Below are 18,284 nucleotides of genomic sequence, written 5' to 3'. Positions count from 1 at the left end.
CCAACTCACTGATCTCTTGGCACTTATTATCGCCATGAGAGGTCAACGCCAGATGGAGATGGCTATTAATGAACTCGACTGATGTCGTGACCCTGTTTGGGGATGACAAGATTCTTTCCTTTGACCTTGAACTGACCCGGGACGAAAAACTCCGTCATCTGGGGGCGCTCCTGGCTGGTCGTGAACTCAATCTCAAGGGCCCGCAGGATCTCGCACTCAAGGAGTTAAATGCGCTGGCACAAGGGGCGGATGTGATCCTTGGTCACAATATTCTCGATTTTGATCTCCCTTGGTTGGCCAAACAGGCTGTACGCCCTCAGTTACTTCTCGAAAAGCCGGTAATAGATACCCTCTATCTATCTCCCCTTGCCTTTCCCAAAAACCCCTATCACCGCTTGGTCAAGGATTACAAACTGGTTCGGGATACCCTCAATGATCCGGTCGCGGATGCAAGGCTCGCATTGCAGATTTTCTCGGAACAGCTGATAGCACTACAAGCCTTACCCCTGTCCCAATTGCAGCTTTATCAATATCTGTTCGACCAGGGAGTCATGGCGCAATTTAACACTCAGGGTCTGTCACTGGTGTTTGCAAGGCTTACGGGCCGTCCTCCAGTAAGGGTCTCCGAGCTACCCACCCTGATCAAGAGCATTGCCCATGAGAAGGCTTGCCCCAATCAGCTCAACCGAGTGATTGGCGATGCCCTGCGTCAACCTATGCTGCTGTTACCGTTGGCTTATGCCTGCGCCTGGTTGCCCGTTTCCGGCGGCAACTCTGTGCTGCCCCCCTGGATTTGGCGCCGCTTCCCCCAGACCGCAGAAATCATTCACACAGTTCGTGAACGTCACTGCGGTCATGCTGACTGCAGCTATTGTCAGGAGAACCACGACGCACGCCGCCATCTGCAGCGAATTTTCGAGCTCGACAACTTTCGCAACCTGCCTGATGGGACACCATTGCAGAAGACCTTGATCGAGGAGGCCATGGCTGGCGTCGCACTGCTCGGCATACTCCCTACCAGCGGCGGCAAGTCGCTCTGCTACCAGCTCCCGGCACTGGTGCGCAACCAGCGCAGTGGTGCGCTAACTGTGGTGATCTCCCCTCTGCAGGCACTGATGAAGGATCAGGTGGACAACCTTAAACACAAGGCCGGTATTGAAGGGGTTGCCGCTATCTCGGGGCTGCTGACGCTACCAGAGCGAGGCGCGATTCTTGAACAGATCCGCATGGGGGATATCGCCTTGCTCTATATCTCCCCCGAGCAGTTGCGCAACCGCACAGTCAAACAAGCAATACGACAACGTCAAATCGGTGGCTGGGTATTTGACGAAGCGCACTGCCTGTCGAAATGGGGACATGATTTTCGCCCTGACTATCTCTACTGCGCCAAGGCCATCGCCACAATTGCCAAGGAACAGCAGGTCCCCATGCCTCCTGTCTTCTGCTATACCGCGACCGCCAAACCGGATGTGATTGAGGATATTTGCGCCCAGTTTCTCGATAAACAGCCCCGACCTCTTCTCAGACTGGAAGGCGGGGTTGAACGTACCAACCTCGAATATGCCGTCGTTGAGTGTCCCGGCCTCAATAAACAGGGCCATATCCTTAACCTGCTCGAGCAGTTCTTTGGTGAGGAAAAGCCTGGATCCTGCGTTATCTACTGCGCAACGAAGCGCAGCGTGGACGAGCTGGCCGATTTCCTCGGTCAGCAACAATCCCTCCCTGTCTCACGCTTTTACGCCCGCATGGACAGTGCCCAGAAGAAAACCACCCTCGAACAATTTATCAATGGCGAGATCCGGGTCATCTGCGCGACCAATGCCTTCGGGATGGGGATCGACAAGGATGATGTGCGTTTGGTGATCCATGCCGATATCCCCGGCTCCCTCGAAAACTATCTACAGGAAGCGGGACGAGCTGGCCGCGATACAGCACAAGCCCACTGCGTACTGCTGTTTGATGAACAGGATATCGAGAAACAGTTCCAGCTCGAGGCCATGAGTGAAGTCAGCCTGCGCGATATCAAACAGATCCTGCGCGGAATAAGGCTCAGGGCCAGCAAAGGTGGCAAGCAGGATAACAACTTGCCACTGGTCGCCACCAGTGCAGAACTTATCAACCAGCCAGAGGTGGAAACCAGCTTCGCTGCCGATGACAGCAATGCGGATACCAAGGTCAAGACAGCTATTGCCTGGCTCGAACGAGCGGGCTATCTGGAACGTAGTGACAACATCACTCAGGTATTTCAGGGTCGTCCCCTGTTTGCCTCCACAGAAGAGGCAATGAAAAGGGTAGACAGTCTGAAACTGGCTCCCAAGGCCAAAGCCATCTGGCAAGCTGTTATCCAGGCGCTGATGAGTGCTGCCGATGATGATGGTCTCAGTGCCGATGCCATTGCCGAAGAGGCAGGCCAATACATGGCAGACAAAGGAAGTGGTGTTCAGGCCAGTGAAGTGATGCGGGTACTCACCCAGATGGCGGATGTCGGTCTTCTCTCTCAGGGGATGTTACTGACTACCTGGCTTCGCCCCAAAGGAAGAGACAATGCCCGGGTGCTCTGCGGGCAAGTACACAGCATTGAAAAGGCGATGCTGGACACCTTGCGTGAAAAAGAACCCGAACCTGATACAGGGCAAGGGCTGATCTTTAACATTCGACTGGTCAATCAGGCCATCAAAGATCTGGGGCATGAGCGGTGTAACCCTGGCTTGCTGCGCAATTTGCTGACCAGCTGGGCCCAGGATGGTCGCTCGGGGGGCGAGAAAGGCTCCATTGATGTCAAATATCTCTCTCGGGATCTTTACCAACTCACCTTCAACCGAACCTGGTCCCAGATTGAGCAGACAATTGATCAACGCCATCGCGTCACTGGCGCCACCCTCGATTTTCTCTACACCCTGTTGGCAAGCAGCGAAGAGAGTGTCCAGCGCCAGGTGATGCTGTCATTTGCCCTGGAGCAACTGGTCAAATACCTGCGAGAAGACATGGATGTGGCTCAGCTCATGAACAAGCGGGAGGCAAGCAGCCAGCAGGAGTGGTTGCTCAAAGGGGCAGAGCGGGCACTGCTCTACCTGCATGAGCAACACGCCATCGTGCTGCAAAATGGTCTTGCAGTGTTCCGAAGCGCCATGACCCTCACTCTGACGGCTGAGCGGCAGCAACAATACAACAAGGCAGACTATCAGCCGCTTGAGCATCACTATCGCCAGAAGGTGATTCAGATCCATGTGATGAATGAATACGCCCGCATCAGCCTGGAACACTTCAAGAAAGCCAAAAAGCTGGTGACAGACTACTTCTCCATGGAAGCTGACAAGTTCCTCGGTCACTACTTCAAAGGGCGCAACAAAATCCTGGAGCTGGCGACCAGCGAACACTCCTGGAAGCGCATTGTCGAAGATCTTCACAACCGTGCCCAGGAGCAGATCGTTCAGGCACCGCCCGAGCAAAACTTGCTGGTACTGGCAGGCCCGGGTTCAGGCAAGAGCAAGGTGATTATCCACCGCTGCGCCTACCTGATGCGGGTCAAGCAAATCTCCCCATCGCGGATCATGTTGCTCTGTTACAACCATAATGCGGCGATGTCCCTGCGCCGACGCCTGACCGAGTTGCTGGGGCGTGACGGAGCACGGGTCTCGGTATTCACCTTTCACGGTCTCGCGATGAGCCTGACAGGCAATGCGGTGCAAAACCGGACATCCGACGATATCGACTTTACCACCATCATTGATGACGCTATCAAGCTGCTCCGGGGAGAGCAGAACCAGCTCGGTCTCGAATTGGAAGAGCAGCGGGAAAAGCTGCTCGGTGGACTGCAATTTCTGCTCGTCGACGAGTATCAGGACATTGATGAACAACAGTACCAGCTTATCGCGGCACTGGTGGGCAAAAGCGAAGAGGATGAGGAGGCCCGACTGCATCTGATGGCTGTGGGTGATGATGACCAATCGATCTACGCCTTTCGCGACGCGAACGTCAGCTTTATTCGCCGCTTCGAGCAAGACTACAACGCCCAGACTCACTTCCTGACCTGGAACTATCGTTCCACCGCCCACATCATCGAGACCTCCAACCACCTGATTGAGCACAATCAGGATCGCATGAAGCGTACACACCCCATCGAGATTGACGACAGGCGCAAGATGGAAGTGGCTGGGGGACACTGGGAGGGGATGGAGACAGCACAGGGTCGCGTCATCATCCAGCAGTGCCAGGATGCAGCCCAACAGGCAGCCGAGGTCGTGAGACATATCGCGCTTATCCGTGAGAAGACTCCCACTTGCCCGCTGGAATCTATCGCCGTGCTGGCCCGTAATGGGCTGGAGAAGGAGGAACTGGCCTGGGTACGCTCGGCACTGGCAGATGCTGATATTCCCTATCGTTTTACTCTGGATAAAGAGAACGGTTTTCCTGTGCATCGCTGCCGTGAAATCTTGCGCTATCAGAATTGGCTACAACAGCAAGGTCATGCCCTGCTGACAGCGGAGCAACTTGCAGCCCCTCTCCCTCCACTCTCACTGGCCAACCGTTGGGAGGAGCTACTGCACGATCTGATTGCTCAGTGGCAAGCCAGCCAGGGAGAGCATGCTCTTTCTGCCCACCACTTCCTGATGTTCCTCTACGAGTATTTGAGCGAGCAAAAGCGCCAGATCCGCTTCGGTAAAGGGGTATTGTTAAGTACGGTACATGGGGTTAAGGGGGAGGAGTATCGCCATGTGATACTTCTCGACGGCGGCTGGCAACGCGCGGCGGAGCTATCGACCAGTAACCTGGAAGAAGATCGGCGCCTCTTCTATGTGGGGATGACACGTGCTATCGAAAGGCTGGTTCTCATGGCTCGCCACGATCAACGTAATCCCCATATTCCACTGATCGCCTCCCACTGCTACGTGCAGAGACCTAACGCAACCCGACCGGACAGACAACGTCGTTTCGCCATGATGGGTATGTCGCAACTGGTGTTGGGATATGCGGGTCACAGTGATGAAGGCCAGACTATTCACAATGAACTGAGAGCGTTGAAAGTAGGCGATGCCGTACGCATTGCCCCCGACAAACAGGACAGGCTCCATGTCTATCACCGCAGTCACAAGATCGCTCGCCTCTCCCTACAGGGAGAAGAAACCTGGAAATTCGATGTGAATACAATCCGCGAAGCCAGAGTGATCGCCTTGGTAGAGCGGCGTAAAGAGCAGGAAAAGGATGAGTATCAACCCAAGATGCGCAGCGAACGTTGGGAGATCCCCATAATCGAGCTGGAGTTATGAACCAAACTGGTAGCCCCCATGCTACCGGGATAGACCTTCACGACTTGCAGCACCAGCTGTGCCAGTACTGCAGTAGGTGATAGTGAAAGCTTGGTGACTTGACGACACGTCGCTGCCAATAGCCTCAATTCAGGTCATAATCACCCAGCTTCCCTTACCTTGGAGTTTTTATGCGTCGATTCAATTTCATGCTCAATGGCAGCAGATTGATGATGTTCCCCTTCTACATTGGCATTCTCATCTGCGTGGTATTGCTGATGGTGAAGTTTGCCATGCAGCTCTATCAGCTTTCTGTAAACATTTTCGAGATCCCCTATCTGGATCTCATTACCGGCGTGCTGACCCTGGTGGACTTTATACTGGTGGCCCAGATGCTGATCCTGGTTGCTATCTGTGGCTATGTGCAATTTATCCAGACGGAAGAGCAGCGCGCTTCCCTTAGCAGCAACTGGCTTAGCAAGATCAACTTTGCCTCCCTCAAGCTCATCGTCATCAACTCGCTGGTGACCATCGCCGGAGTGGAGGTGCTCAAGGCATTTCTCGAAGATGGCATCATCAATGAAGTCGATATGAAGTGGTCCGTGGTGGTGTTTCTCGCCTTCTCGCTGGCCGCGCTCATCTATGCGGTGACCGAGCGGATGGCGGAGCATAAATAGTCGAGTTTGATCACTGTGCTTGTTCAGCCTTGATTCACCAGCAATACAATTGATAACACTTTTCATTACTCTTACTGCGTTATAAACTTGGTCCCCCCGGGCTGCCCCACCGCCCGGGTGCTGGAGCCTTTATGACAAGCCTTTCTCTCTCACCCCGACAATTCTGGCAGTGGCTGGCCTACCACCATCAGGCCGCCGAGGGCACCCTCTATATGATGTTCTTCTCCGGCCTGCTGCTGTGGGAACCGCTGACCCCGCTCTGGTCGCTGGCACGCTGGAATCTGTTTTTGCATGTGATGCTCTCGCTCACCCTGTTTCCGCTGCTGTTTGGCGCCTTCTGGCTCTCCCATCGCAGCCTGCTGAGCAAAAGCCGCAAGCCATTCTTGCGCACCACCGGCCGCATCATCGAAGCCTTGCTGTTTATCTGTCTGGCCAGCGGCCTGCTGCTGGTGCTGCACGGCACCCCGGGCGATGCCATGGGCAACCTCGCCAGCTGGGCCCACTGGCTGAGCGCGTTGGCGTTAACTCCTCTGGTGCTGCGCCACGCCTGGCGCTGGACCATCTTGAAATGGCGCTCCTGATCCCATGTTGAAGTCATCGTTCTCTGCATATTTGTCACCCCTGCTGGCCCTCGTCCTGCTGCTGGCCAGCCCCTTTGCGTTGGCCCAGCAGATGGGCGCCGGGATGCTTGCCTATGAGGAGGGGCAAAGCCCGCGCCTCGTCACCGCCAACCTGAGCGCTGGCTCGGTCACCCTGCTTGAGCGCGATAGCGGCAAGCGCCTAAAAGAGGTGCCGCTGGGGGGCGATCTGCGCCAGCTGGCCCGCGCCGATGATGGCACCCTGCTGGTCACCGACTACAGCGGCGATCGCCTGCTGCTGCTGGATGATGATCTCGATCTGGAAAAGACGATCCCCACCGGCCACCGCCCCTATGGGGTCATCTTCGATGCCAAGCGGCAGTGGTTCTGGGTCACGCTGTTCGAATCCGCTCGCCTGCAAGCCTACGACACCGCGGGCAACCTCAAGCTGGATGCAGAAACCGCCGAGACCCCGCGCGGGCTGGCCCTGACCGACAACGATCGCCTGCTGCTCACCCACGCCATGACAGGCCAGCTCGCCATCTATGATCTCGCCAAGCTTGGCCACGGCGCCAAGGGATCTTCGCTTCCCAAGCCCAAGCTCATTACCCTGGCCGAGACCCACAGCGACACACCAAGTGACTCCCAGGGATTGCCGCGCCTGCTCGATGGCATCGCCCTCTCCTCCGATGGCAGCGAGGCCTGGCTGCCCCATGTACTGTGGAGCTTCAGCCACCCCTTCCAGTTTCAGAGCACCGTCTTTCCTGCCGTCTCCATCATCGATCTCGATGAGGAGAAAGAGCGGGTCGATGAAAGAAAACAGCTCTTTTTGCAGATCAACCTGCCAAGCGTCGGCAACCGCAGCCAGATTGTCTCCAACCCGTTTGCGGCGCGCTTCGCCGCCGACGGCAAGCGAGTCTATCTGACCCTGGCTGGCTCGGAAGATCTGCTGGTGTTCGATCTCTCCCGCAGCGGCAAATCCAACAACAACCGCCATCGCCGCAAGAAGTTTCAGGGGGGCGCCAAGGCGACCCAGCTCTTGCGCCACCTGCCGGGCCAGAATCCGCGGGATCTGCTGATCGACGGTGACCATATTCTGGTGCACAACGCCATGGGACAGGATCTCACCCGCCTCAATAGCGGCGGCAGCGGCCCGTTTGCCCGAGTCACCGTCGATGTGCCCCACTTCACCAAGCTGGTAGAGACGGATCCGCGCCCCGAACCGCTTCAGCGCGGCGAGCGGCTATTCAACCTTGGTAACACAGCGGCCAACTCACGCTTCCCCATGGCGGGGGACAACTGGATGAGCTGCAACTCCTGCCATCTGGACGGGTTCAACTTCACCAACCGCTATCTGATGGCTGCCCATCGCCAGAAGAGCGGCGACAACGCCATCAACGGCCACGCCAACCTCACCAACATGGTGGCGGGGGATTTTGTCGGCGAATACCTGCGCATGACCCAGCAGACCCAGGGCGGTATGGGCCATGACACCCGCGATGGGGCCGAGGCAGTTGACCCCGCCCAGCCTCAGCCCGAGGTGAAGGCGATGATGGAAGATCTGCACGCCTTCGTCACCGCCGATGGCAACCTCCCCTATCTTGCCAACTGGCTGCGGCTCGATGCCCCGCGCACAGATCCCGCCAAGGCGCCGACCACTCACCCGAAAGAGTGGCTCAACTCCGCCTCCTGCCAGAACTGCCACCAACAGGCGTTCAAGGACTGGAGCGAGAGCAACCACCGGCTGATGGGCAACTCCCACCCCTACTACAAGGTGGTGCAGGCGCTGGCCCGCGAAACCGAAGGGGAAGCGTTCGGCCAGTGGTGTCAGGGCTGCCACATGCCTCAGCAGGTGATGACAGGCCAGCTGGATCTGCCCAAGGGCTCCCACATGTTCGAGCAGGGGGGCGCCTCGCTGATTGCCGCCCACAAAGCGGGCGAACCTGTGGTGGAGGAAGGGACCGGCTGCGTGCTCTGTCATCGCATCTCCAAGGTAGAAGACGCGGGCGGCAACAGCGCCTTTACCGTGAATCTGAAAGACCGCGAGAGCTATGTGTTCGAGGATGCCGCGGGCGGCAGCCTCCAGCACTGGCTGGCCGAGCGGCAGATCAACGCCCGTCCGGCAGCCCACAAAGCCTCCTATCAGAAGGATTTCTACCGCGACGCGGCTCTGTGCAAGTCGTGCCACAACGAGTTTGCCCCCGGCACCGGCGCCAACATCGTCAACACCTGGGACGAGTGGGAAAAATCCAGCTTCGCGAACGCGGAGGATCCTGCCAAGCGGCGCACCTGTATCGACTGCCATATGAACCCGGAGCCGGGCAATGGCGGCGCGCCGGTGGCGGGCAAGTCCACCGAAAACGGCACCATGAAAACGCGGCTCTATCGCCACAACTTTACCGGCGCCCAGCACCAGCTGGTGGGGCTGCGCAACCCCGACCTTGAACAGGAGAGTCTGGCGCTGCTGCGCTCCAGCGCTACCCTCTCCGCCCGTATCGAACAGGCTGCAGATAAGAACCAACAACTGGTGGTGCGGGTCGCCAATACCGGCGCAGGCCATGCCCTGCCCACCGGGGTAGCCGATTTTCGTGAACTCTGGCTGGAGCTGACCGTCACCGACGCCAGCGGCAAGGTGGTGCTTGCCAGTGGCCAGCCGGTGGATGGTGCAGTCCCTGAGGATGCGCGACTGTTTAGAAAAGTGTTCGGCGATGCCGAGGGCAAGCCGGTAGGGCTCAAGTTCTGGCGTTACGCCAAGCTCTTGGAAGATACCCGCATTCCGGCCGATGGCTGGCGCGATGAAGCCTGGCCGCTGCCTGCAGATGCCCAAGGGCCCTTCAAGGCCGATATCAAACTCAATTTCCGCACCTACCCCAAGTGGGTCAATGATGCGGTGCGCGCCGCCGAGCCCAGCTTGCCGGAGCCACCCATAGTGCAGCTAAATCGGTTGCAACTGACCTTGCAGCCTCTCCCCGTCACGCCCGCTACGGAGCCTCAATCCTGATGTTTGCAAGTTTTCTGATTACCCTGCGCGAGGGGCTGGAAGCCTTCCTGCTGGTCGGCATCTGCCTCTCCTACCTCGCCAAGCTGGGGGCGAGCCGCTACAACAAGTTCATCTATCTGGGGGTGGGGCTTGGCCTTGTCGCCTCCCTTGTGGTCGCCTTCCTGTTCCAGGTGGTGGTGAGCCAGTTCGAGAGCGAGCGCTACAACCACCTGTTGATGGCGGGGATCCTGATGTTTGCCACTCTGGTGCTCACCTATATGGCGATCTGGATGCAAAAGCAGGCCAAATCCCAGGTAGGGGCCATGACGGCGCGTATCGATGCGGCCATCGATGGCGGCAACCTGTTTGGTCTGGTGCTGCTCGCCTTCCTTGCTGTGATGCGCGAAGGGTTTGAAACCGTGCTCTTCTTCTCCGCCCTGCTCTATTCCGGCCAAGGGGTCGATCTGCAATCCGGCCTGATGGGCGCGCTGGCGGGTCTGCTGGTCTCCATCGCGCTGGTGTGGGGGCTGCTGCGCTCCACCCGCAAGGTGGCGCTGGCCCCCTTCTTCCGCTGGACCGGCCTGCTTATCATCATCATTGCCGCAGGTCTGCTCTCGTCCGCCGTCAACATGTTGCAGGCGGCAGATATCATCACCTTCTGGACCACGCCGGTGTTCGACATCAGCCACATTCTCGACGATCAGGGGGTATTTGGTACCTTCCTGCGCGCCCTGTTTGGCTACAATGCCTCACCCGCTGGCTTGCAGCTGCTGACCTGGGCCCTCTATCTGGCGATCTTCGTTACCCTCTGGCAGCGCAGCTATCGCCCGCAGGTGAGCGCCGCATCCAGCAAGGGCTGAGCCCGCACGCCCTGTAGCAACAAGGGCACGGGGTAACAACATCATTCGGGAGCCGCGCCTTGGCGCGGTTCCCTTATCTATCAAGCAGTTTCGGAATAGGTCATGAGCGATAACAACAAGAAAAGCATTGCAGTGCTGGGCGCTGGCCCCGCCGGTTTGATGGCGGCCTGGCGCCTGCGCCGCGCCGGTTTTGCCGTCACCCTGTTCGAGCAGGAGCCGGTGGTCGGCGGCATGTGCGCCACCCAGACCTTCAAGGGACGCGATGGGGAGTATCGCTTCGACTACGGCGGCCACCGCTTTATCACCAAGAACCCCGAGCTGCTCGCCTTTATCGACGAGCTGATGGGGGACGACCTGCTCCACGCCGAGCGCAAGAGCGTGATCCGCTTTGGTGGGCGCACCTATGACTACCCATTGAACCTGCCCAACTTGCTCAAGACGGCGCCGCTCGCCCTGATGGCCGGTGCGGTGAAAGACTTGCTGCTGTTGCCCTTTGCCAAGAAGCCGGATGATTTTGCCAAGGCGAGCTTTGCCGAGTGGATCCAGAGCCACTTTGGTCGCACCCTCTACCGCCAGTTTTTCGAGGGCTACACCAGCAAGCTGTGGGGCATCAACCCGGACAAGCTCTCCGCCGACTGGGCCGGTCAGCGCATCAGTCTGATCGATCTCAAAGATGTGGCGCGCCGCCTGCTGCCAAGACGTAATGGCAGCATTTCGGTGCGCACCTATGCCCGCAAATACCGCTACCCGAAATATGGCTTCGGCCAAATTTTCACTACTCTGGGGGAGCGACTGGTGGCAGAGGGCGTTGAGCTCAAAACCGGCGCCACCATCACCCGCCTTGAGCAGGCCGATGGCCACATTGAACGGGTTTATTGGAAACAAGATGACGTTGAGCAGAGTGCCGCCTTCGATCAGGTGATCTCCACCCTGCCGCTGCCACTCACCTGCCAGCATCTTGGCTTGCCGTGCGATCTGCACTACCGGTCGCTTCGCTTCGTCAATATGCCGCTCAAGCAGGAGAACCTGTCGGACAACACCTGGCAGTACCTCTCCGACCCCCATATTCTGGCCACCCGCTTGCAGGAGCCGCGCCGCCGCAGCCCCTTTATGGCTCCCCAAGGCCAGACCTCGGTGATGCTGGAGATCCCCTGCAATCCGGGGGATGCCACCTGGCAGGCGCCGCTCTCTGATCTGCGCGGTCGGGTCACCGCCGATCTGGCGAGCCTCGGCGTCGATACCGCCAAGCTTGGCGATGAGACCTTCGAAGCGCGCAGTGAATACGCCTATCCGCTGATGGATCTCGGCTATCAGACACGCCGCAACGAAGCCATCAAGGCGCTGATGCCCATCACCAACCTCATCATGACCGGCCGTCAGGGGACATTCCGCTACATCTTCACTGACACCGCCATGGAGATGGGGATGATGGCTGCCGACATGGTGATCGACGGGGTGGACCGACGCCACGCCATCTTTAACCATCGCAATGAAAACACCGTGATCGAAACCCAGAGCGTGGCGTGAGGCTTGTCGGTGTCGAACAGGTAGACAGACGCCACGCCATCTTTAACCATCGCAACGAAAACACCGTGATTGAAACCCAGAGCGTGGCCTGAGTGCCAACCTCTTGGCATTAAGTAAGGAGAACAGGATGACCATTCGCCCGGGTTTACTCGCCCTCACCCTGCTGCTGACCCTGAGCGGGCAGGCACAAGCTTACTCCTACGCCGCCGCCGGCAAGGAGCCACTGATCGACGCCCGCGAGGCACTGCTGGGCGCCGCCACTGGCGGCAAGGATGCCAGCGCCACCTTGAGCGAGATTGCCGACGAACTGACCTATCTGGAGCAGCACCACAAGGTGGAGCTGCAAGGGCCGCTGGCCGCCGCCATCAAGGCCCAAGATGCCGCAGCCACCGCCGCCCTGCTCAACCGCGCCTACAAGGCGGAGATCGAGCGCCGCCTCGAAGGGGCCAGCCAGAATCTTGGCGACTACCAGACCGCCAAGGTGCTGGTGGTCAAGAGCAAGCGCTTCCTCGATTTGATCCTCCCCTCCCTCAGTGAAGGGGATCGCAAGGCGGCCGAACAGGCGCTGGCCAAGGTGCTGGATGCCATCGGCAACCCGGGGGTATTCGGGGTGGGCGCCAAGCCCGCCGATGCCGCCGCCTTTAGCGATGCAGAAAAAACGCTGATGGCCGTGCTGGCACCGCTTTGATGGCAACCTGCCAATCATTGCGCCATCTCGCTGTGACAAACGGTGGGTTTCGCTGCGCTCTACCCACCCTACGCACGGCCTACCGATAGATGCACCCGGACGCCGGTTTGCCCCCTTCTCCCCTTGCGGGAGAAGGGCTGGAGATGAGGGGGAAGGCAACGTATCGGCGTTGGCCTTCCCCCTGCTCCACCACCATTTGGCTGCTTATTCTGCTGCAACTGGCCTGGCTCGGCTGGCTGCTGGCCTTCCCGGTGGCCCTCGATTCCGATGATGCCCTCAATTTCGCCCACGGGGTGACGCACTTTAGCGTGCTGGAGTTCTCCCCCCACTTTCCGGGCTACCCCGCCTTTATCTGGCTGGCACGGCTGATCAATCTGGCGGTGGACGATCCGGCCCGCGCGGTGCAGTGGGCAAGTCTGCTCGGTAGCAGTTTGCTGGCGCCGCTCGCCGCCTTGCTGGCGGTCAGATTGTGGCAACGGCCAAGCCTGCTCGCCACAGTCTGGCTGCTGGTGCTGGCACTGCCGCTCACCCCGACGCTCGCCCTCTCCGGCCTTTCGGATGGGCCGGCGCTCGCCGCCTGGCTCGGGACGCTACTGGCCTTGCAGCAGCGCAGAATTGCGCTGGCGGGTCTGCTGCTAGGCCTTATGCTGGCACTGCGCCCCTCCTACTTCGTGTTGGCGCTGCTGCCCCTGTGGCTCGGGCTGGCGCAGCAGGGCACGCGCGTCAGGTTTGTGCTCCCCATATTGCTGGTGGGGCTTATCAGCCTGCTGTTTGTCTGGCAGGCCGATGGCTGGGCCTACTTCAGCGAGGGGCGCCGCTTTACCGACGGCCACTTTACCCTGTGGGGCAACACGGCGGCGGCCCATGGCGATCGGCTGCTGAGCTGGGCGAGCACCTTCAACGATCAGCTCACCCCGCTCTGGCCGCTGTTGATGGCGGCTTTGCTGGTACTGCCGCTTTGGCAAAGAGCAAAAAACCACCCTGCCGCCCTCTCCCCACTCTGGACACTCTACTGGCTCGCCCTGCTGCTCTGGACCCTGTTTGGCCAGAACCCCGACAATCCCCGCCATCTGGCCCCCATCACCCTGCTCGGTCTCGTGCTGCTGGCGGGTTGGCTGCCGCGCCGTGCTGAGTGGGTGGCCGCGGTGGCCGGATTGCTGCTGCTCGGCGCGACCTTCACCCTGCCCCGTCCGCCCGCCATGGTGCAGGCAGCAAGGCTGGCAGAAACAACGTGCCCGGCGCTGGTGACCCAGTGGGGGGTAAAATTGCTGCGGGAGACCACGGCACTGCCGGTCACGGACGGCTGGTACAAGGGGGATGCGGCGCTGGCGCTCTCTCGGGGAGCCTGCCGCCTCAGTCGCCGCCCCATTGCCGCAAGCGAAATGCCCACTGCGGTGCGCCAGCACTGGTTTGCCCCGCGCTTTGCCGCCGAGCCCGGACTCTGGCTCGCCATACCGGATCCATCGCCGCGACAAAACTGATAGACTGCTTTTTTCGCGCTTTTCAACCCGACGTTTCGCATCAACTGGACACCCTATGCCCCAATCGCCAACAGCTCAGGCTGCCGCCCTCTCCCCCCGTTTCCTGTTTATCCTGCTGGGTGCTCTGGCGGGTCTGACCCCGCTGGCGGTGGATATGTATCTGCCCGCTATTCCGGCCATCGCCCGGGATCTGGCCACCAGCATCGACGGCGCCCAGCTCACCATCAGCGCCTTTTTGGGCGGCTTTGCCATCGGCCAGCTCTTCTACGGCCCGCTGGCCGACAGCTATGGCCGCAAGCCGGTGATCCTGGCGGGGCTGGTGATGTTTGCCATCGCCTCGGTGGGCTGTGCCATGGCGGACTCCCTGCCTGAATTGCTGGCCTATCGGATGTTGCAGGCGGCGGGCGGCGCGGCGGGCTCTGTGGTGGTCAATGCCCTGCTGCGCGATCTGTTCGAGAAGGATGCGTTTTCTCGCGCCATGTCGTTCGTCATTCTGGTGATGACCCTGGCGCCGCTGGTGGCCCCTGTGGTGGGCGGCTATATCAGCGCCCACGCCGACTGGCGGGTGATCTTCTGGCTGCTGGTGGGGATCAGCCTGCTGATCTGTCTGGTGATGCAGTGGAAAATTCAGGAGACCCTGAAACCGGAGCACCGTCAGCCGCTTAATCTGGGCCAGATCCTCAAGAACTACTGGGGGGTGCTCTCCCATCGCGGCGCCATGGGTTATGTGCTGTGCGGCTCCCTCTCCAGCTCCGGCATGTTCGCTTTCTTAAGCGGCTCCCCTTACGTCTATATCGAGTACTTCAAGGTGCCGACCGAGCACTACGGCTGGCTGTTTGGCCTCAATATTCTGCTGATGATAGTGGTCACCTTCGTCAACAGCCGACTGGTGAAAGGGGTGGGCGCCGAGCGGATGCTGCAATACGGTCTGCTGGTGCTGCCCTGCGCGGGCGCTCTGCTGGTCTACAACGCCTGGAGCCAGACCGGCGGCCTGTGGGGCATCGTCATTCCGGTGGTGCTGTTTGTCGGCCATATCAGTCTGGTGGGCGCCAACGCCATGACCGGCCTGATGGGCCACTTCCCCCAATCTGCGGGCACCGCATCGGCACTGGCAGGCACCCTGCGCTTTGGTATCGGCGCCCTGGTCGGTATTCTGGTCAACCTCAATCCGCCCCACTCGCCGCTGCCCATGGCCATCGCCATCGCCTGCTGCGGCGTGGGTTCAACCCTGAGTTACTGGCTGCTGACCGGCAAGCGAGGCGATTGATCCCCCTCCCTCCTGTCAGGAAAACGAAAGAGGCTTCCGTCAACGGAAGCCTCTTTCGTACTGGCGCCCGGACGTTCAGAACTGGGCACTGTTGAGCCAGAGGTGCGCCCCTATGCTCACCAGATAACCGAGCAAGATGGCAGGCAGCCACTTCAGGTGGCCAAAGAAGGTATACATGCCGTGGGCCTGTCCCATCAGGGCCACCCCGGCCGCAGAGCCGATGGAGAGCAGGCTGCCGCCCACTCCGGCGGTCAGGGTCACCAGCAGCCACTGCCCCAGCGCCATATCCGGGTTCATCGAGAGCACGGCAAACATCACGGGAATGTTGTCGATGACGGAGGACAAGACCCCAATGAAGATGTTGGCCATGGTGGGATCCCCAGCGTCATACAACCAGTGTGAGACCAGCTCCAGATACCCCATAAAGCCCAGCCCACCGACACACATCACCACCCCGTAGAAAAAGAGCAGGGTATCCCACTCCGCCTTGGCTACCTTGTTGAACACGTCAAATGGCACCACAGAACCCAGACTGCGCAACCGCACCTCATCGCCATTGCGTTCATAGAGCGCACGCTTGCGGGCAAGGGATCGCGGCAGCGACTTGCGCAAATAGAAGCCGAAAAACTGCAGATAACCGAGCCCCAGCATCATGCCCAGCACGGGTGGCAGGTGGAGGAAACTGTGGCATAGCACCGCCGTGATGATTGTCAGCAAGAACAGCGCGACGATGCGACGGGCCCCCCGCTTGAGATCGACCACTTCGTTATCAGCCTCCGGCACATGGCGCGGCACCATCAGGCTCATCAGGATGGCCGGGACCAGAAAATTGAGCAGAGAGGGAATAAGCAGAGTGAAGAACTGGCCAAATTGCACCTTGCCCGCCTGCCACACCATCAGGGTGGTGATATCGCCAAAGGGACTGAACGCCCCTCCGGCGTTGGCGGCGATCACTATGTTGATGCAGGCAAGATTGACAAAACGCCGATCACCGTTGGCCACCTTCAACACCACAGCACACATCAAGAGCGCTGTGGTCAGGTTGTCTGCCACCGGCGAAATACAGAAGGCAAGCCCGCCGGTCAACCAGAACAGGGTGCGCAAGTGAAAGCCGGATCGCACCAGCCAGGCACGCAGGGCATCGAACAGCCGCCGATCCTCCATGGCGTTGATATAGGTCATCGCCACCAGCAGGAACAGCATCAGCTCGGCATATTCCAGCAGGGTATGGCGGAAGGCCTGCTCGGCGACAGGGCTCATCCCCTGCTGTGCATAGGCGATACCGATCAGGATCCAGATCACCCCGGCGGCCACCAGCACGGGTTTGGACTTGCGCAGTTGCAGATACTCTTCAGCCATCACCAGGGCGTAGGCCAACACAAACAATCCGACACAAAAAAGTCCGATGGCGGAGGATGTCAACAGAACAGGGCCACTACTGGCATGGGCGGGAGGGATAAACAGGGACAGCAGCAAAATAACAGGGGTGAGCGCAGACATGGTCTCTTCCTTTTAGAACCGTCTGGCAATGATGCTAGCACCTGGATGAAAAGAAAAATTCATCCAGGTCAATTAACGCTTAATTGGTTTGCTGTCGAAACGCGGGATTATTTCTTGCCGAAACCCGACTGCTTGAGGGTATAGCCTGCGCTGTTTTGCCAGGCATCCAGACCGCTGCGGTTATTGCCCGCCACCAGACTGGCGGCCAGACTCGGACTGTTGAACAGCTGATCGGCGGTAAAGACAAAGCCACCCTGACTGCGGGGCACTATGACCCCCTTCTCCAGCAGTTCGTGACGCAGCTCGATCACCGCTTCACGCAGGGAGGCGGCATCCTCGCCATTGGCGGTGGAACCGGCCAGCACCATAAAGCCCGGATTTTGCCGCTTGCCCACCGGATAACCGTGGGCCTCGGCCCCCTTGCCGTTGAAGTGGTAGAGCTCGCGCTCCCCCGGCCGGTTGTCGGAGAGTGCCTTTTGCAGGGTCATCAGCTCGTTGTAGATCTCGATGGGGACGACGGCAGCCTGCTTGTTGCCCTTGCTATCGATGATAAAACTGACTTGCTTGTGTAACATCCTTGCTCATCCTGTGACCCATGGAAGCCCCTATTCTAACCACCTCGGGCAAGCGGGATCCAGCGAGGATCCACTGCTCTTTTGCCGCCTTGATCACTAACTGGCACTCTTGATCAACCGTAAGGGGTGTTGATCAATGCTGGCCGTGCTAGCGTACCAAGCATGATGAAAGCCATTGACCATCAAACGGTTATCCCATGCTGACCCTGCGCAACCTCTGCAAGAGCTTCGATAACGGCAGTGAACGACTGCCGCTGTTCCACCATCTCGATCTCGCCCTCCCCGCTGGCGAGATCACCCTGCTGCTGGGCCAAAGCGGCTGTGGCAAGTCCACCCTGCTCAATCTGATCGCCGGGCTGATTGCACCGGATGAAGGGGAGATCTGGCTGGGGGAGACCCGGATCGACACCCGATCCCCCGACGAGCGGGCGCGCCTGCGGGGCCGCCATTTCGGCATCGTCTATCAGGATTTCAACCTGCTGCCGACCCTGAACGTGGCCGAGAATCTGGCCCTGCCGCTCGCCATCAACGCTCTACCACCGGATGAGACAAGGATTGACCAGTTGCTGCAGCGGCTCGATATGAGCCACAAGCGCCATGCCTGGCCGGAGCAGCTCTCCGGCGGTCAGCGACAGCGGGTGGCGCTGGCCCGCGCCCTTATCCATCAGCCCCAGTGGCTGCTCGCCGACGAACCCACCGGCAGCCTCGATGAGCACAATGCCGAACAGGTGATGGCGTTGATGGTGGCGGCGGTGCGGGACACCGGCGCAGGCTTGCTGCTGGTGAGCCACAACCCCGCCTATGCTGCGCTGGCCGACAGGGTGCTTCGCCTCGAAGGGGGCCAACTTATCGAACTAAAAGGGCCCCGTCATGACTAAACAGCGACTGCGCCTGCCGGAGTCACG

Annotated in this window: 12 protein-coding genes; 10 read left to right on the top strand and 2 right to left on the bottom strand. The window is 59.6% G+C overall.

Translation table 11 applies throughout. The annotated features are described in order from the left end of the window. Positions 1-68: 68 nt before the first annotated feature. The 9 genes from OKC42_RS03150 to OKC42_RS03110 all read left to right on the top strand — a co-directional run bounded on the left by OKC42_RS03150 (position 69) and on the right by OKC42_RS03110 (position 15,304). Positions 69-5,267: a RecQ family ATP-dependent DNA helicase gene (locus tag OKC42_RS03150; protein WP_270819049.1), complete on the top strand. Its 5,199-nt coding sequence runs from the start codon at positions 69-71 to the stop codon at positions 5,265-5,267. Positions 5,268-5,437: 170 nt separating this feature from the next. Continuing rightward, a complete protein-coding gene (locus OKC42_RS03145; RefSeq protein ID WP_005333692.1) occupies positions 5,438-5,923 on the top strand; it encodes a YqhA family protein in 486 nt (161 codons plus the stop codon). Positions 5,924-6,054: 131 nt separating this feature from the next. After that, on the top strand, positions 6,055-6,504 hold the full coding sequence (locus OKC42_RS03140) for a hypothetical protein (RefSeq protein ID WP_159158718.1): 450 nt from the start codon (positions 6,055-6,057) through the stop codon (positions 6,502-6,504). A 4-nt stretch (positions 6,505-6,508) separates the two neighbouring features. Continuing rightward, positions 6,509-9,502 (top strand): YncE family protein, encoded by a 2,994-nt coding sequence (locus tag OKC42_RS03135; protein WP_270819048.1) that lies wholly within the window; start codon positions 6,509-6,511, stop codon positions 9,500-9,502. After that, positions 9,502-10,341, top strand: a complete 840-nt coding sequence (locus OKC42_RS03130; RefSeq protein WP_270819047.1) for an FTR1 family iron permease — start codon at positions 9,502-9,504, stop codon at positions 10,339-10,341. The genes OKC42_RS03135 and OKC42_RS03130 overlap by 1 nt, the downstream gene beginning before the upstream one ends. A gap of 102 nt (positions 10,342-10,443) precedes the next feature. Continuing rightward, entirely contained in the window at positions 10,444-11,868 is a 1,425-nt protein-coding gene (locus OKC42_RS03125) for an NAD(P)/FAD-dependent oxidoreductase (protein WP_199428657.1), read from the top strand. Positions 11,869-11,995: 127 nt separating this feature from the next. Next, the gene (locus OKC42_RS03120) at positions 11,996-12,556 is read left to right on the top strand and encodes a hypothetical protein (protein ID WP_199428658.1); all 561 of its coding nucleotides are present in this window, start codon (positions 11,996-11,998) and stop codon (positions 12,554-12,556) included. Positions 12,557-12,756: 200 nt separating this feature from the next. Continuing rightward, a complete protein-coding gene (locus tag OKC42_RS03115) occupies positions 12,757-14,037 on the top strand; it encodes a hypothetical protein (RefSeq protein WP_199428662.1) in 1,281 nt (426 codons plus the stop codon). A gap of 55 nt (positions 14,038-14,092) precedes the next feature. Continuing rightward, the gene (locus OKC42_RS03110) at positions 14,093-15,304 is read left to right on the top strand and encodes a Bcr/CflA family multidrug efflux MFS transporter (RefSeq protein ID WP_270819046.1); all 1,212 of its coding nucleotides are present in this window, start codon (positions 14,093-14,095) and stop codon (positions 15,302-15,304) included. 75 nt (positions 15,305-15,379) lie between these two features. Here the strand turns inward: OKC42_RS03110 and nhaD are convergent, their stop codons facing one another. Together nhaD and OKC42_RS03100 are read right to left on the bottom strand one after the other, a co-directional pair. Next, the gene (gene nhaD, locus OKC42_RS03105) at positions 15,380-16,804 is read right to left on the bottom strand and encodes a sodium:proton antiporter NhaD (RefSeq protein ID WP_005361260.1); all 1,425 of its coding nucleotides are present in this window, start codon (positions 16,802-16,804) and stop codon (positions 15,380-15,382) included. Between the two features lie 107 nt (positions 16,805-16,911). Beyond that, complete coding sequence (locus OKC42_RS03100; protein WP_005333716.1) at positions 16,912-17,379, bottom strand: DUF4357 domain-containing protein; 468 nt, start codon at positions 17,377-17,379, stop codon at positions 16,912-16,914. A 197-nt stretch (positions 17,380-17,576) separates the two neighbouring features. Here OKC42_RS03100 and OKC42_RS03095 point away from each other — a divergent pair, with 197 nt between their 5' ends. Then, positions 17,577-18,257, top strand: a complete 681-nt coding sequence (locus OKC42_RS03095) for an ABC transporter ATP-binding protein (RefSeq protein WP_199428659.1) — start codon at positions 17,577-17,579, stop codon at positions 18,255-18,257. Positions 18,258-18,284 lie beyond the last annotated feature (27 nt).

The organism is Aeromonas sp. Y311-2, from assembly GCF_027706025.1.
Taxonomy (GTDB): Bacteria; Pseudomonadota; Gammaproteobacteria; order Enterobacterales; family Aeromonadaceae; genus Aeromonas; species Aeromonas veronii.
Note: the sequence above shows the minus strand (reverse complement) of the source record. Positions and strands in the feature narration are given on the sequence as shown.

What these genes read in the sequence shown, in the direction of transcription:
- OKC42_RS03150 (WP_270819049.1), top strand. Translation starts at nt 69, where the DNA reads ATGAACTCGACTGATGTCGTGACCCTGTTTGGGGATGACAAGATTCTT.
- OKC42_RS03145 (WP_005333692.1), top strand. Translation starts at nt 5,438, where the DNA reads ATGCGTCGATTCAATTTCATGCTCAATGGCAGCAGATTGATGATGTTC.
- OKC42_RS03140 (WP_159158718.1), top strand. Translation starts at nt 6,055, where the DNA reads ATGACAAGCCTTTCTCTCTCACCCCGACAATTCTGGCAGTGGCTGGCC.
- OKC42_RS03135 (WP_270819048.1), top strand. Translation starts at nt 6,509, where the DNA reads ATGTTGAAGTCATCGTTCTCTGCATATTTGTCACCCCTGCTGGCCCTC.
- OKC42_RS03130 (WP_270819047.1), top strand. Translation starts at nt 9,502, where the DNA reads ATGTTTGCAAGTTTTCTGATTACCCTGCGCGAGGGGCTGGAAGCCTTC.
- OKC42_RS03125 (WP_199428657.1), top strand. Translation starts at nt 10,444, where the DNA reads ATGAGCGATAACAACAAGAAAAGCATTGCAGTGCTGGGCGCTGGCCCC.
- OKC42_RS03120 (WP_199428658.1), top strand. Translation starts at nt 11,996, where the DNA reads ATGACCATTCGCCCGGGTTTACTCGCCCTCACCCTGCTGCTGACCCTG.
- OKC42_RS03110 (WP_270819046.1), top strand. Translation starts at nt 14,093, where the DNA reads ATGCCCCAATCGCCAACAGCTCAGGCTGCCGCCCTCTCCCCCCGTTTC.
- nhaD (WP_005361260.1), bottom strand. Translation starts at nt 16,804, where the DNA reads ATGTCTGCGCTCACCCCTGTTATTTTGCTGCTGTCCCTGTTTATCCCT.
- OKC42_RS03100 (WP_005333716.1), bottom strand. Translation starts at nt 17,379, where the DNA reads ATGTTACACAAGCAAGTCAGTTTTATCATCGATAGCAAGGGCAACAAG.
- OKC42_RS03095 (WP_199428659.1), top strand. Translation starts at nt 17,577, where the DNA reads ATGCTGACCCTGCGCAACCTCTGCAAGAGCTTCGATAACGGCAGTGAA.